At 70.7% G+C, this 14,730-nt stretch carries 11 protein-coding genes and 1 pseudogene; 11 read left to right on the top strand and 1 reads right to left on the bottom strand.

The genetic code is table 11. From position 1 onward, the window contains the following. The 5 genes and pseudogenes from ACFWFI_RS30700 to ACFWFI_RS30680 all read left to right on the top strand — a co-directional run. Positions 1 to 390, top strand: a pseudogene (locus tag ACFWFI_RS30700) (oxidoreductase); the annotation flags it as partial. Between the two features lie 83 nt (positions 391 to 473). After that, positions 474 to 1,274 (top strand): TIM barrel protein, encoded by an 801-nt coding sequence (locus ACFWFI_RS30695; RefSeq protein ID WP_387396455.1) that lies wholly within the window; start codon positions 474 to 476, stop codon positions 1,272 to 1,274. Next, positions 1,271 to 2,659: an MGH1-like glycoside hydrolase domain-containing protein gene (locus tag ACFWFI_RS30690; protein ID WP_387396450.1), complete on the top strand. Its 1,389-nt coding sequence runs from the start codon at positions 1,271 to 1,273 to the stop codon at positions 2,657 to 2,659. The genes ACFWFI_RS30695 and ACFWFI_RS30690 overlap by 4 nt, the downstream gene beginning before the upstream one ends. Next, positions 2,656 to 4,599, top strand: a complete 1,944-nt coding sequence (locus tag ACFWFI_RS30685; protein WP_387396448.1) for an amylo-alpha-1,6-glucosidase — start codon at positions 2,656 to 2,658, stop codon at positions 4,597 to 4,599. Before ACFWFI_RS30690 ends, ACFWFI_RS30685 begins: the two co-directional genes overlap by 4 nt. A gap of 204 nt (positions 4,600 to 4,803) precedes the next feature. Next, positions 4,804 to 5,415, top strand: a complete 612-nt coding sequence (locus tag ACFWFI_RS30680; RefSeq protein WP_387396446.1) for a dihydrofolate reductase family protein — start codon at positions 4,804 to 4,806, stop codon at positions 5,413 to 5,415. A 220-nt stretch (positions 5,416 to 5,635) separates the two neighbouring features. Here ACFWFI_RS30680 and ACFWFI_RS30675 read toward each other — a convergent pair whose 3' ends face one another. After that, positions 5,636 to 5,767: a hypothetical protein gene (locus tag ACFWFI_RS30675; protein WP_387396445.1), complete on the bottom strand. Its 132-nt coding sequence runs from the start codon at positions 5,765 to 5,767 to the stop codon at positions 5,636 to 5,638. Positions 5,768 to 6,221: 454 nt separating this feature from the next. On the opposite strand from ACFWFI_RS30675, the gene dctA reads away from it, so the two are divergent. From dctA to ACFWFI_RS30645, 6 genes are all read left to right on the top strand, one after another. Continuing rightward, positions 6,222 to 7,673 (top strand): C4-dicarboxylate transporter DctA, encoded by a 1,452-nt coding sequence (dctA, locus tag ACFWFI_RS30670; RefSeq protein WP_387396443.1) that lies wholly within the window; start codon positions 6,222 to 6,224, stop codon positions 7,671 to 7,673. A 114-nt stretch (positions 7,674 to 7,787) separates the two neighbouring features. Further along, positions 7,788 to 8,702, top strand: a complete 915-nt coding sequence (locus ACFWFI_RS30665) for a LysR family transcriptional regulator (RefSeq protein WP_387396440.1) — start codon at positions 7,788 to 7,790, stop codon at positions 8,700 to 8,702. 184 nt (positions 8,703 to 8,886) lie between these two features. Continuing rightward, positions 8,887 to 9,969 (top strand): tartrate dehydrogenase, encoded by a 1,083-nt coding sequence (locus ACFWFI_RS30660; RefSeq protein ID WP_387396438.1) that lies wholly within the window; start codon positions 8,887 to 8,889, stop codon positions 9,967 to 9,969. A 171-nt stretch (positions 9,970 to 10,140) separates the two neighbouring features. Continuing rightward, positions 10,141 to 10,269: a hypothetical protein gene (locus tag ACFWFI_RS30655; protein ID WP_387396436.1), complete on the top strand. Its 129-nt coding sequence runs from the start codon at positions 10,141 to 10,143 to the stop codon at positions 10,267 to 10,269. Between the two features lie 116 nt (positions 10,270 to 10,385). After that, positions 10,386 to 13,892: a protein kinase domain-containing protein gene (locus ACFWFI_RS30650; protein WP_387396434.1), complete on the top strand. Its 3,507-nt coding sequence runs from the start codon at positions 10,386 to 10,388 to the stop codon at positions 13,890 to 13,892. A 9-nt stretch (positions 13,893 to 13,901) separates the two neighbouring features. Beyond that, the coding region (locus ACFWFI_RS30645; RefSeq protein ID WP_387396432.1) for a hypothetical protein at positions 13,902 to 14,730 on the top strand (829 nt) is incomplete at its 3' end.

Raw genomic sequence — 14,730 nt, 5'->3', positions numbered from 1 at the left:
GCCACCGGCGGCGCGGGCGCCGATGTCGCCATCGAGATCAGCGGTGTGTACCCGGCCCTGCACGAGGCCCTGCGCTCCGTCACAGTCGGCGGCCGGGTCGTGGCGTCCGGCTTCTACCAGGGCGACGGCGCCGGTCTGCGCCTCGGCGACGAGTTCCACCACAACCGGGTGCAGCTGATCTGCTCCCAGATCGGCGGAGTGCCCCCGCAGCTGGCGGGACGCTGGACCGTCGAGCGGCTCCAGCAGACCTTCCTCTCGCTGGTCGCCGAAGGCCAGGTCGATGTGAAGTCCCTGGTCAGCCATGTCGTCCCGGTGGCGGAAGCCGCCGACGCCTATGTGCTGCTCGACGAGACGCCCGCCGATGCGCTCCAGGTCGTCCTGGAGTTCTGAGCCCGGCGATCCGGCAGACCCGCCCGCCCTCCACCGACAGTCAGAACCCCAGAGCGCCGTCCGTCGGCGCCGAAAGGCATCCCATGCTGAAAACCGCCTGCCAGGAACAGCTCCTCCCCGGCGACACGCTCCAGGAGAAATGGGCCTTCGCCCAGGACGCCGGCTACGACGCCGTGGAGCTGCGGTCCAAGGGCGACTTCCACTTCCGTGACCGCCTGCCCGAGCTGAAGCAGGCCCGCGCCGACGGCGTGATCATGCCGACCGTCTGCGTCGACATGCTGCACTTCTTCGCCGCGTTCGACGACGGCCTGCGCCGTGACGCGCTGGAGCAGATGAAGTCGCAGCTCTCCGTCGCGGCCGAGATCGGAGCGCTGGGAGTCCAGACACCCGCGTCCTACGGGATGTTCTCGCGCAGGCTCCCCCCGTTCGAGCCGCCGCGCACCGAGGAGCAGGACCGCGAGGTGCTGCTGTCCGGCCTGTCGGAGCTGGGCGAGCACGCGCGCCGAGAGGGCGTCACGCTCTATCTGGAGCCGCTCAACCGGTACGAGGACCACATGGTCAACCGCCTGGAGCAGGCCGTCGGCCTCATCCGTGCGGTGGGCCTCGACTCGGTCCGCATCGGCATCGACAGCTACCACATGAACATCGAGGAGGCCGACCCCTCGGCCTCGATCCTCGCGGCGGCCCCCTACATCGGCCACGCCCAGGTCAGCGACTCGAACCGCTTCCAGCCGGGTGCCGGGCACCTCGACTGGCCGGCTTGGATCGGCGCGCTGCACAGCATCGGCTACGACGGCTACCTCGCCGCCGAATGCCGGCTGACCGGTGACCCCCTCACGGCCGTGCGCTCCATCCCCGCGTTCCTCCGGAGGTCCGGCGCGTGACGTCGCTGCTCGAAACCCCCGTGCCCGCCGCCGCCGATCACCTGACCCTTCGGCGCGGCGCGGCACGGGTACTCCTCACCAACTGGACGGGCTCTTCCACCGTCCCGTCGCGCGGCCTGTATCCGCACCAGTGGAGCTGGGACTCGGCCTTCATCGCGATCGGTCTCCGCCACCTGTCCGTGCGGCGGGCCCAGCGCGAGCTGGAGAGCCTGCTGGGCGCGCAGTGGGCCGACGGACGCGTTCCCCACATCGTGTTCAGCCCCGCTGTGCCTCTCGACGCGTACTTCCCCAGCCCTGACTTCTGGCGCTCCTCCACGGACGGTGCCCGGGCGGGCGCTCCGGCCGGCACCGAGACCTCCGGCATCGTGCAGCCTCCGGTGCACGCGCTCGCCGCCTGGCTCGTGCACCTGGCGGACCCGGAGACCTCGCGCAGCCGCGGCTTCCTGCCCCGTGTGTACGGCCGGCTCGCGGCATGGCACGACTACCTCACCGGCCACCGTGACCTCGGCGGCGGCGGACTGGCGGCCATGGTGCACCCGTGGGAGCCGGGCATGGACAACAGCCCCTGCTGGGACGGCCCGTTGCAGCGGGTCGAGCCCGCCGCCCCCGGCTCGTACCGGCGCGCCGACCTCGACCACGGACAGGCCTCGGAACGCCCCACCGATCTGGACTACGGACGGTATGTGCGGCTCGCCGCCGACTACCGGGACAACGGATACGCGGATGTGCCGGGCGAGCACGCCTTCGCGGTCGAGGACCCCTGCGTCAACGCGCTGCTGATCGTCTCGGAGCACGCCCTCGCCCGGATCGCAGCCGAGACGGGGGCGGACCCCGCCCCCCACGAAGCGCGGGCGGCTCGCCTCACCGAGGCCCTGGTGGAGCGGCTCTGGTCGCCCGCCGACGGCATGTTCCTCTGCCGTGATCTGGTCGGCGGCGAGCTCATCCCCGAGCGCAGCGTCGCCGGACTCGTCCCGCTCATCGTCCCCGGACTCCCCCAGGAGATCGTGGACGCGCTGCTCGACACGGCGACAGGCACCGGCTTCCGCCTCGGCGAGGTCCCGATGGCACCGTCGTACGACTTCACCGGGCACGCCTTCGACCCCTCGCGCTACTGGCGCGGTCCCGCCTGGTTCAACACCAACTGGCTGCTGGAACGCGGCCTTCGCCGGTGCGGGCGGGCCCGCGCGGCCGACGCACTGCGCTCGGCCATGCTCGACGCCGCCGGGGCCAGTTCCTTCGCCGAGTACGTGGACCCGTTCACAGCCGAGGCCCGCGGCACCCGCGCCTTCGGCTGGACGGCGGCCCTCACCCTCGATCTGCTCGCCGCGTCCGGACCGGCGGACGACGGAGCCTCCCTCTCCCCGTCGAACGGAGCACGCTCGTGAACGGCACAGCGGACACCACCCTGGTCCGCGCGGGTACCTTCGCCGTCCTGGGAGCCGACGGAGGTGTGAGCGGCCGTCGCGGCACCTCCCCGGACGGTCTGTTCCACCGCGATGCCCGGCACCTGAGCAGTTGGGCACTGACGGTGGACGGTGCCGCGCCGGCCGTGCTGGTGCCGTCGGACGGCGAGACGTCAGCGCTGTGCGTACTCACACCCCCGGGCACCCGGGACGAACCGGCCACCTACACCGTCTTCCGCGAACAGGCGGTCGACGCGGGCATGTTGACGGAGTGTCTGCGGCTGGTCAACAACCGCCCCGCGCCGGTCACCGCCGTCCTCTCACTGACCGCGGACGCCGACTTCGCCGACCAGTTCGAACTGCGCTCCGACAAGCGGCGGTACGAGAAGGCAGGCGCCCTGCGCACGGCGAACGCGCACGCGGAGGGAGTCACCTTCACCTACGAGCGCGGCGAGTGGCTGTCCCGTACGGCGGTGTGTGCCTCGCCTGCCCCGGCCTCCGTCCGGCCCGTCGACGCGCAGGACACGGCCCACCGGCTGGACTGGCACCTGGAACTGCCCGCCCACGGCACAGCCGAACTGCTGCTGACCGTCACGGCGTACGCGCACGGCGCACCCGCGCCGGCCCTGGTCGGCACGCCGGCCGAGGCCGTCACGGAGCACGCGGCGGACGCGGCGGCCTTCGTGGGCGCGCCGTTGCCCATGCCGCCGGGCGCACCCGACGGTCTGGCCGCCGCCTGCGCCCGTGGACTGAGCGACCTGGCGTCGCTGCGGGTTCCCGCGACCGGCCCGGACGGCGAACCCGTCCGCGTACCCGGGGCGGGGACCCCGTGGTTCCTCACGCTCTTCGGCCGGGACTCGCTGTTCACCTCGCTCTTCGCCCTGCCCTACCGGCCCGAACTGGCGGAGGGGACCCTGCGCGCCCTCGCGGCGACCCAGGGCACAGAGCACGACACCGGCCGCGGCGAGCAGCCGGGGCGCATCGTCCACGAGATCCGGCACGGCGAACTGGCTCATTTCCGCCAGGTGCCGTACGGCCGCTACTACGGCTCGGTGGACGCCACTCCGCTGTTCCTGGTGCTCCTGGACAGCTACACCGAGGCAACCGGGGACCGCACGCTCGCCACCCGTCTGGAACATCAGGCGCGGGCCGCCGTGACCTGGATGTTCCGCGACGGCGGTCTGGACGACAGCGGTTACCTGGTCTACTCGCCCGACCCGCAGGGCCTGGTGAACCAGAACTGGAAGGACTCCGAGGGCGCCATCTGCTTCCTCGACGGCACCCAGGCCGAGGGGCCGATCGCCGTCGCGGAGGCGCAGGGCTACGCCTACGACGCGCTGGTGCGCACCGCGCGACTGGCCCGCTCGCTGTGGGACGACGCCGCGTACGCCGACCGTCTCGAGAGCGCTGCCGCCGATCTGCGGGTCCGGTTCCTGCGGGACTTCTGGATGTCCGGCCCCGACTTCCCGGCGCTCGCTCTGGACGGCCGGGGCAGGCAGGTCGACTCGCTGGCCTCGGACGCCGGGCATCTGCTGTGGTCCGGCATCCTGGACGAACGGCACGCAGAGCGCGTGGGACGGCGTCTGCTGGAACCGGACTTCTTCTCCGGCTGGGCCATCCGCACACTGGCGTCCGGCCAGCCCGGATACCACCCGCTCTCGTACCACCGGGGCACTTGCTGGCCGCACGACAACGCCGTCATCCTGCTCGGCCTGGCGCGGTGCGGTCTTACGGACGAGGCACGGATGGTCGCCCTCGGCCTTCTGGAGGCGTCGGCGCACCACGGCCACCGGCTGCCCGAGGTCATGGCGGGCTACTCCCGCACCCAGCACCCCCGCCCGGTGCCGTATCCCCACTCCTGCTCACCGCAGGCCTGGGCGGCCGCGACTCCCCTGGCCGTTCTCACAGCTCTGCGGGAGTAGGACGAGCACCCGTTCCCCGGCGTTCGGCCGTAGGAGCCGGCACGGTCGCTGAGCGTCAGGAGCCCCTTCACCGCTCCGCTTCCGTGTCGCCCCGCGCGGGGCGACACGCGGACCGATGAGTTTTCGCCTGCCCTGGCGTCCGAGGAAGTGCGGGCACGATCGTGTTCCGTAGTCGGCGCCGGTGGCGGAAGAGAGTGATGCGTGATGAGGCTTGTCGTACAGCAATTCCTGACCCTCGACGGTGTGTCCCAGGGCCCGGGATCCCCGGACGAGGACCGGAGCGACGGTTTCGACCAGGGCGGCTGGTTCGTCCCGCACCTGGACGGGGAGTTCGAGGAGGTGGCCGCCACCTGGCTCGGCACAGCGGACGCGTTGCTGTTCGGCCGCCGTACCTACGAGAACTTCGCACGGGACTGGCCGAAGATGACCGAGCACCCTTTCGCGCCGCTCATGAACGGCCTGCCCAAGTACGTCGCCTCACACAGCCTGACCACGGCCGGGTGGAACCCGACAACCGTCCTGGACAAAGACGTGCCTTCCCAGGTCGCCGATGTGAAACGGCAGCCCGGCCGGGACCTGCAGATCCATGGCAGCTCCCGGCTGGCCCAGTCCTTGCTCGCCGCGGGCCTGGTCGACGAACTGCGGCTCGTGATCGCCCCGGTGGTTGTGGGCCGTGGCCGACGGCTCTTCCCGGACGGCGGCGCCCCGGCCGGCCTGCGGCTCGTCAGCCACAGGACGACGGGGCGCGGGCTCTCGGTGCACGTCTTCGAGTCGACGGGGTCGCCTGATCACGGGGTCTACGGGGCCGGGGTCTAAGGGCTGTCCCGTAGTGCCCGGTGGATCAGCGCGCGGCGTCGGATGCGGTGCATCGCAAGGCGGGGGCGTCCTCATACTGGCGTATTCGGGCGACCCGACAACGCGGCGAGGTGCCGTAGCTGTCGTCGTGCGCCCGCCGGGGACCACGGGACAGCCCTTGGTCGGCGGAGCTCCGGCGGAAGGGCCATGTCGGCCCGGACGTCAGCAGCGCCGTGGGCTGCTAGCGTCCCCCGCGCCCCTTGTCCTGCAGCCGACGACCCTCGTCCCGCAGTCGCGGGTTCTGCAGGACCTTGCCGTCCGCTTCCATGATCCGTCCGCGCAGCAGCTTGAGCGCGGAAGTCATCTTGCCCATGGAGATCACCTCAGTTTTCCGGGTGGATCAGGTGAGGGCACGGTTTCCGCCGGCTTCTTGAACCGATCGGGCATTTGAACCGTGCGGGCTTCCTGAACCATGCACCGTGCGCCGGTGCGCTCCCACAATTTTTCCCGCCTCTCGAAACCGAACGCAAGTGCGCCGGCCCGGAGACGCGGCGGGCCTCCGCACACCGGGCGGAAGGTCCCCCCGACACCCGCACCCGGCGGCGGCACCTTCCATAGGTGCGGCCTATACGGGGCATCGATTTTTGGTCGTAGACCCTCTACCTCCGACCGGCTTCACTGTCCTGCTAGTGAGTGGGACGCCGAACGGGCTCGGCGTCCCGCAGGTCTCAGCCGAGCCGGCATCCGCGAGCGCAGCGCACAGTACGGCACTGTCGTCGTGCCCTCGTCCGCAGGCGGGCCTCTCCGACACCCGCATGGAGGTTGCAATGACGCACACCCCGCACGAAGCCGCAACGAACACCGTGGGGGTTCACGCCAAGCCCTGGTACAGGCAGTTGTACATACAGGTCCTGGTAGCGATCGTCATCGGCATCGTGCTGGGGTGGCAGCGGCCTGATCTGGCGACCTCGATGGAGCCGATCGGCACCACGTTCATCGCGGCGATGAAGATGCTGATCGCGCCGATCGTCTTCCTGACCGTCATCAGCGGGATCGCCGGGGTCGCCGATCTGAAGAAGGTCGGCCTCACCGGCCTGAAGGCACTGACCTACTTCCAGGTCGGCACCATCGCGGCACTGGTCACCGGCCTGGTCGCGATCAACGTCTTCCGGCTGGGCGACGGGGTCCACGCGGATCCGTCCCAGTTGCACACCTCGGGGGACGCCGGCCAGTACATCAAGGAGGGGGAGCACCAGCAGTGGTGGGAATTCCTCACCGATCTGGTGCCCCACAGCTTCTTCGGGGCGTTCGTCGAGGGCGACATCCTCCAGGTCATCTTCCTCGCGGTGATCTTCGGTATCGCGATCAAGGCGGTCGGCAAGGCCGGGGAACCCCTCGTCGCAGGAGTCAACCGTCTGACCGAGGTGGTCTTCAAGGTGCTGTCCTTCGTGATGAAGGCGGCACCTCTGGGAGCCTTCGGCGCGATGGCCTACGCGATCGGGAAGTTCGGTCTGTCCACACTGACCAGCCTTGGCTCGCTGATCCTCCTCTTCTACGTCACGTCCGTCCTCTTCGTCGTCGTGGTGCTCGGATCCGTCCTGGCCGCGTACGTGAAGCTGAACATCTTCCAGCTCTTCCGCTACTTCAAGGACGAGTTCTTCCTGGTCCTGGGCACGTCGACGGCCGAACCGGCTCTGCCCGGCCTGATGCGCAAGCTCCAGTTCATGGGAGTCGAACGGTCGACGGTGGGGCTGGTGGTGCCGACCGGATACAGCTTCAACCTCGACGGCGCCGCCATCTATCTCTCCCTCGCCAGCCTGTACATCGCTCAAGCCACCGACACAGCACTCACGTTGGGGCAGCAGCTCGGCCTGCTCGCCGTCATGCTGCTGACGTCCAAGGGCGCGGCCGGTGTCGCCGGAGGCGGCTTCATCGCGTTGACCGCCACTTTGTCGACCGTGGGCCACATCCCGGCCGCGGGCATCATGCTGATCTTCGGGATCGACAAGTTCATGTCCGAGTGCCGCGCCCTGGTCAACTTCTACGGCAACGCCGTGGCGACGCTCTTCATCGCGAAGTGGGAGAACGATCTCGACCTGACACGCGCACGAAAGGTACTGGCGGGTGAGATCGAGGAGGAGGCCCTCCACCCGGCGCACCCGACCGACACCCCCGCACTGCCGGAACCCGCGGCAGGCCCGGACTCCGACCGTCGGGGCCCCGGACCGGACGCCGGCCGCCCTGTCGTCCCGCAGGCCGCCTCACCGTCCCGCCCCTGACTCACGCTGCCGGGTGCGGGTGCCTCGATTCCCGGCATCCGTACCCGGCCGACTCTGCCGCAGCCTGACCGATAGGCTGCGGCTATTGCTTTGTCCGCACGGGTCGGAGGGGCCATGGACGCCCGGCAGCTCGAGTATTTCCTCGCGATCGTGGAGCACGGGGGCTTCAGCAAGGCCGCCGCCGTGCTCCACGTCGCCCAGCCCTCGCTGTCGCAGGCGATGGCGAATCTGGAGTCCGACCTCGGAGTCTCCCTCTTCCACCGGCTCGGCCGAGGCGTGGTGCTCAGCGAAGCCGGGGCGGAACTCCTGGAGCCCAGCAGGCGGGTTCTGCGTGATCTGAACGCGGTGCGCGAGAAGGCGGCGTCCCTGTCCGGCCTGCACGGCGGATCCGTGGAGGTCGCCGTCATGCCCTCGCCCGGTATCGAGCCCCTGACCACCCTGATCCAGCGCTTCACCGAGCTGCACCCGTCCCTGACGGTCAGCACCCAGGCTGCTTTCACACCTGCCGAGGTGATAGCCCTCGTCCGCAGTGGTGCCTGCGAACTCGGCCTGCTCGGGGCGGCCAGCCCGGTCAGCGCACCGGGCATCGACGTCCTGTCCGTCGAGGCCCAGCCCTTCGTCGCCGTCTCCGCAGCGGGAGGGGACATCCAGGACGGGGTACCCCTGCGCCCGGAGGACCTCGCAGGACGCAAGCTCATCGCTTCACGTCGCGGCAGCCTCATGCGCACCATCGTCGACGACATCACCGCCGCCGGTACGGACACCGACATCGTCGCGGTGGTCGACCACCGCACGTCCATCCTCCCGCTCGTGATGACCGGTGTGGGCATCGCCGTTCTCCCGGCGGCCTGGACCCGGCTGGCCCGTCGGTGCGGAGCCGCCGTCGCCCCCATCGAGCCCACCGCGCACCTGCACGTCGCCATGATCAGCCTGCCGGCGCACCTGACGCCCGCCGCCCGCTCCTTCCTGGACCTGACCCGCGCCCTGGCCAGGCAGCGGGCGGCGGAGAGTCGCGACGACTCCTCCTGAGCGGTCCCCACGCGAACCGGCCCAGTCCTATCGGGCCGTTCGGGCCCCGCCCTGCTGCCGCACCGATCGGCAGGCCCTATGGGTCGTATCGAAAGCAGGTCTTGGACGGCCTGCCGGGTCCCTGTGTTGACTCGTGGGTGTTGCACCAAGCACCCACTGCGCCCGTTCATCGCCGGAGGCCCTCGTGACCACACCCCAGATCTTCAGGATCGCCGCCATACCCGCCGACGGCGTCGGCGCGGAAGTCGTCGCGGCAGGACGTACCGTCCTGGACGCACTCGCTCAGGACTCCGGCGGCGCCTTCTCCTTCGCCTGGGAGGAGTTCCCCTGGGGGTGTGACTACTACGCCAGGACCGGCAAGATGATCGACGACGACGGGCTCGACCGCCTCAAGGACTTCGACGCCATCTACTTCGGCGCTGTCGGCTGGCCGACCGTTCCCGACCACATCAGCCTGTGGGGACTGCGCCTGAAGATCTGTCAGAGCTTCGACCAGTGGGCCAACGTCCGCCCCGTCCACTTCCTGCCTGGCGTCCGGAGCCCGCTGCGCAAGGCGGACGACATCGACCTCGACTGGGTCGTCGTGCGCGAGAACAGCGAAGGCGAATACGCCGGTCTGGGCGGGCGCAACCTCGCCGGCCGCGGCCCGGGAGGCGAAGTGGCCGTCCAGTCGGCCCTGTTCACCGAAGTCGGATGCGAGCGCATCATGCGCTTCGCCTTCGACCTCGCCCGCACCCGCGACCGGCGCAAGGTCTCCAGCGTCACCAAGAGCAACGCGCAGCAGTACGGCATGGTGCTGTGGGACGACGTCTTCAAGCGCGTCGCCGCGGACTACCCGGACGTGGAGACCGAATCCGTCCTCGTCGACGCCATGTCGGCGAAGTTCGTCCTCCGCCCCGAGGACCTCTCGGTCGTCGTGGCCTCCAACCTGAACGCCGACATCCTGTCCGACCTCGGCAGCGCGCTGGCCGGCAGCCTCGGCCTGGCCGCCAGCGCCAACCTCAACCCCGAGCGCCGCTTCCCCAGCATGTTCGAACCCGTACACGGCTCGGCGCCCGACATCGCGGGCCAGGGACTGGCCAACCCGATCGGTGCTGTCGGGAGCGCCGCCCTGATGCTGGAGCACTTCGGCCTGCCCGAGCAGGCAGCCCGGCTGCACAAGGCCATCGAGACCACGACCGCGGCCGGGATCCTGACCCGCGACGTGGGCGGAACCTCGTCCACGGAGGACGTCACGAAGGCACTCATCGACGCGCTGAACTCCTGACCCGATCCGATCAGTCCTGGGCCGTTCCGTAGTCGCGCCAGCGGCCCAGCACCGCCGTACGCCTCGGTGCCTACGGTGAACGCCAGGGGTGGCCGTGCCATGGGCAGGGCCACCCCTGGCCTCGTTCGGGCCGGTACCTCGGGACGGTCGGCACCGGACGCAGAGGTGCCCATGCACGGCATACGGCCCACGGCCTACGGCCTACGGGACAGATCGAAGTCCTCCCCGAACGAATTCAGCGACAGCGCGGAGGCGACGTACGGCATCGAACTCCCGGACGCCGACGCGAAGTGCACGTAGCCTTCACAAGCCCGGCTGTGTCCGACGGGAACCGGAAGCCCCTCCGGACGTGTCCTGTTGCCTTGTACAGGGCATGAACCACCCCGGCATTCGGCGACTTGGAGGTCTGCTCGCATATGTTGGACAGGGCCCCCACGCCCCCTTCGTACTGGGCGAAGGACGAGATCGTCGACGGCCGGTACACCGTGCTGGACGCCCGCCCCAAGGAGGGCGGCATGGGGCTGGTGTACCGGGTGCGCCACAACGCGTGGCGCACCGTGCTGGCGTTGAAGTGCCCCAAGCCGGAACACTTCCGAAGCGACGAGAGCCGGCAGAGGTTCATCACCGAGGCGGAGACCTGGGTGAAGCTGGGGCTGCATCCGCATGTGTGCAGTTGCCATTACGTGCGCAGGATCGGCGAGGTCCCCTGCGTGTTCGCCGAGTACGCCGCAGGAGGCAGCCTCCGCGAGTGGATCGACGACCGACGACTGTACGAGGGCGGGCGGTCGAAGGCGCTGGCCCGGATCATGGACATGGCGATCCAGGTGGCGTGGGGCCTGGAACATGCGGACAGCCGCGGGCTCGTGCACCAGGACGTCAAACCGGACAACGTCGTGCTCGACGAGTACGGTACGGCGAAGGTCACGGACTTCGGCCTGGCACAGGCCCGTGCGGCCGCCGCCGGCACACGTCCGGCGTCGGCGGATCCCGACGCCACCGCGCGGCCGGGCCCGCGGCCCGGTGTCACCGCTACGGTCCCCAACGGCGGGCTGCGGACCCGGGAGTACGCCTCACCGGAGCAGATCGCGGGGTTGCAGCTCGACCGGCGCACCGACGTCTACAGCTTCGGGGTGTCCGTCTTCGAGATGTTCCGAGGTGGGGTGACCTGGCTCACCGGGCCCGCCGTGGGGAGGGCCCTGGCCGACTACCGCCCCGCCGACAGCTCCGACACGGCCTGGCTGCCGCCCCTGCCCGGTCCCCTCGCCTCCCTCCTGAAACGCTGTCTGGCCGACGCACGACAGGACCGGCCCAGGTCCATGACCGAGGTCGCGCGCGAACTCGTCGGCATGCATCACGCGGTGACCGGCTTCGCGTATCCGCGCGCGGAGCCGGCCGAGGCCGGGCTGCTCGCCGACGAGTTCAACAACCGCGCCCTGTCCCTGCTCGACCTGGCCCGGACGCCCGAGGAGGCCGAGAAGAGGAAAGCCGAGTCCGAGCGGACGTTCCTGGAGGCGTTGGAGGCGGATCCCCGGCACCCCGGAGCGACGTACAACCTCGCGATGCTGCGCTGGCGGCAGGGCGCCGTCACCGACGAGGAGGCGGTCACCGCACTGGAAGCCGTCCGCGCCGACACCGACGACCCCTGGCAGGCCCGTCAGCTGCTGGCCCAAGTGCACCTGGAACGCGGCGATCTCGTCACGGCGGGCGAGCTCCTGGAGAAGGTGGCCCGGGAGCGGCATGACGAGCCGGAGGTCCGGACGGCGCTCAGCACCGTCCGGGCGGGGCGGGTCCGTACGACGTTCCGGAGGCTCCGTTACGAGGACAAGCCGAAGACGGTCTCCTCCCACATGCCGGTCCGTGTCACTCCCGACGGTCGCCTGGCCGTGACCGGGGAGTGGGGTCCGGTCCGGCTGTGGGACCTGACGAACGGGCGGTCCCTCCGGACCCTCGAAGGACACAGCAAGGACGGGCGCGGCACGAGCGTCCGCTCCGTCGACCTCACCCCGGACGGCCGCTTCGCCGTGTCCGCCGGCGACGACAAGACCGTACGGTTCTGGGATCTGCGCGACGGGCAGTGCCTGCGTACTCTCGACGAGCAGGCCCACGGAGTCCGGCTCACTCCCGACGGCGGTCTGGCGCTGTGGGGCTGGTCCGACGGCACGCTACGACTCTGGGACACGCGCTCGGGTGAGCTCACCACGACGTCGGAGCGGCACGCGGAGGGCGCGGAGCAGGTGGAGGTGAGCGCGGACGGCCGGTGGGCCCTGTCGGTGGGCTGGGAGCGACGGGGGCCGTCCCTCAGGCTGTGGAACCTGCACGGCGGCCACTGCGAAGGGGTTCTCACCGCGTACTCGTCGCCGGTGATCGGCCTGTGCTTCCGTCCGGACGGACGGACCGCGGTCACCGCCCACCAGGACAGGACCATCACCCTGTGGGACCTGCACCGGGGCCTGCCCCTCCGGACCATGCGGGGCAGCGTGCGCGGACGCCTCATGTCGATCGGTTCCGACGGGCGTTTCCTGCTCACGGGCGACGACACCAAGGGCGACGCACAGTTCTGGGACCTGGAGGCCGGCCGATGCCTGCGCACCTACCGCGATATCGGCCTCAACGCCCTGCTGGTGGACGCGTCGGACCACTCCGGGCTCGCGGTCGCGTCCGGCACCCTCGCCTACGGCGACGGTGACGACGACCGGCGGAGTGGTGTGTACGCCTGGGAGCTGGATCTGCCCTCGGGCCGTGACGCCGCGCCGCCGCACCTGAGCGAGCCCCGCCCCCACACGGAACTGAGGTCGCTGGACGGTCAGGTGGCCACCATGGTCGCCGACGCGGAGCGGGCCATGGCTGCCGGGCGCCTGTCCACGGCACGGAGGCGGCTCACGGAGGCCCGGAGGCTTTCCGGGTACGAACGGGCGCCACGGGTCATGGACGCCTGGCGGGAACTGAGCCGGCGCGCGATACGCACCCGGCTGCGTACGGCCTGGCCGGCCCGGACCATGGCGGTGTCGGAAGGCGCGGTGTACGGGCTCGCCCTGACCCCCGACGGACGGCATGCGCTGGTCGGCGGCTCCGACGGGAACGTCGGGCTGTGGGACGTCCGCACGGGCACCCGCGGCCGCTCCTTCGAAGGCCACCAGCACGCCGTGCGGTCGGTCTGCCTGAGCGCCGACGCCCGGCGGGCCCTGTCCGCCGGGCAGGACGGCACCGTACGGCTGTGGGACGTGCCCTCCGGGCAGTGCCTGCGAGTCCTGCACATGTACGAGTACCTGCCGTCGCCCTCGGTGCCGGTGCGGTGGGACGCGGGCGGGCGGCAGGTGGTGGTCGGGGGCGGTGACGGCGCGCTCAGGGTCTGGGACCTGGACACCGGTGGTCTCGCCCGGACCCTGACCGGCCATGAAGGTGCGGTGCACGCCCTGTGGGTCGGCGCCGACGGGCGGTTCGCCGCGTCCGCCGGATCCGACAGCACGCTGCGGCTGTGGGATCTGGCGGAAGGCCGTTGCGTTCATGTCCTGGAGGGCCACCAGAGCAGCGTCACCATGGTGTGCGCCGACGCGGACGGAGCGTCCCTGCTGTCCTGCGACACCGGCTACAACAGGACGATCCGGCTGTGGGACACCACCACCGGGCGTCAGATGCGGGAGTTCGAGAAGGGACAGAGCGCGAACGCCCTGTGCGTCACCGCGGACGGACGCTTCGCGTTCTCGGCGGGCCATGGCTCCCGCATCAGCCTGTGGGAGGTCGGCACGGGCCGCTGTCTGCGCGCCCTGGACAGCCATGCGAACACGGCGACGACCTGTCTCGCGGTGACGCCCGACGGACTGACGGCGGTCTCCGGAGACGACGACGGAACCCTTCGGTCGTGGCTGCTCGACTGGGAGTTGGACACCCGCGAGCCGGCTGCCGGGCCGAACCTGGACCAGTGAGGAGCTTTGGTGGACGACTTCCTGACGGACTTCTCGGAATTCGAGGAGAACATGTCCATCCACGACGACACGGCGGAGTCCGGTCTGCCGGGACAGGCGGATCAGTTGCTTCGCCGTGTCGCCCGGGAACTCGCCGCCGCGGCGCCGCCCGGCTGGCGGTCCGTGAGCGCGGCATTCGCCCTGACGGTCACGGCCGAGCGGTCGACGGTCGTCGCCACCGGCCGGGGGCATTCGGCACGGATCGAGCCCTCGCCGTCCGTCCTCGCGCTCCTGCGCGAGCATCGCGGGATATGGGCCGAACTCGACGACGGTCCCTGGTGGCGGCTTCTGCTGGGGCTGGCCGACGACGGCGAGCTGGGCATCACGTACGACCACGGCGAAGAGCCCTTTCCGGACGACCAGTTGTTCGAGCCCGAGGTGTACCGCGAGGATCTGGAGGCGTACCCGCGCGTCGCTCTGCCGGTGTGGCTCGCGGCTTATGTCCACCACGACGGGCGGCAGTTGCGTTCCCCGCAGCAGGCCGCCGCCGCGGCGCGCGCGGATCGCCGGGCGAAGGTGTGGCCGGTCCTCGCCGAGAACGAGTTCCCGGACTTCCCCGCCATGTGGGCCCGGTGGGCGGTGATCTCGGCATCCTTCGTCGCCGCCCGTTCGGAATGGGGTCCCAGGGTGCTGCCTTCGATGGGCTGGTTCGAGAGTTCCCGCCGCGGCGGCTCCACGCTGTACCAGCTGTCGGACGGTCGGGCCGTGCTGTCGGGGGGCGTGTGGAACGCTCCCGCGCTGGAGGCCGCGTACAACTCCGGCGGGTGGCTGCCGGAGTTGTACGCGGGCGCCCCGGACT

Source organism: Streptomyces sp. NPDC060209 (assembly GCF_042728155.1).
Lineage (GTDB): Bacteria > Actinomycetota > Actinomycetes > Streptomycetales > Streptomycetaceae > Streptomyces.
The sequence above is the reverse complement of the archived record's forward strand: the minus strand, read 5'-3'. Positions and strand labels throughout refer to the sequence as shown.

What these genes read in the sequence shown, in the direction of transcription:
- ACFWFI_RS30650 (WP_387396434.1), top strand. Translation starts at nt 10,386, where the DNA reads ATGTTGGACAGGGCCCCCACGCCCCCTTCGTACTGGGCGAAGGACGAG.
- ACFWFI_RS30680 (WP_387396446.1), top strand. Translation starts at nt 4,804, where the DNA reads ATGAGGCTTGTCGTACAGCAATTCCTGACCCTCGACGGTGTGTCCCAG.
- ACFWFI_RS30655 (WP_387396436.1), top strand. Translation starts at nt 10,141, where the DNA reads ATGCACGGCATACGGCCCACGGCCTACGGCCTACGGGACAGATCGAAG.
- dctA (WP_387396443.1), top strand. Translation starts at nt 6,222, where the DNA reads ATGACGCACACCCCGCACGAAGCCGCAACGAACACCGTGGGGGTTCAC.
- ACFWFI_RS30665 (WP_387396440.1), top strand. Translation starts at nt 7,788, where the DNA reads ATGGACGCCCGGCAGCTCGAGTATTTCCTCGCGATCGTGGAGCACGGG.
- ACFWFI_RS30695 (WP_387396455.1), top strand. Translation starts at nt 474, where the DNA reads ATGCTGAAAACCGCCTGCCAGGAACAGCTCCTCCCCGGCGACACGCTC.
- ACFWFI_RS30675 (WP_387396445.1), bottom strand. Translation starts at nt 5,767, where the DNA reads ATGGGCAAGATGACTTCCGCGCTCAAGCTGCTGCGCGGACGGATCATG.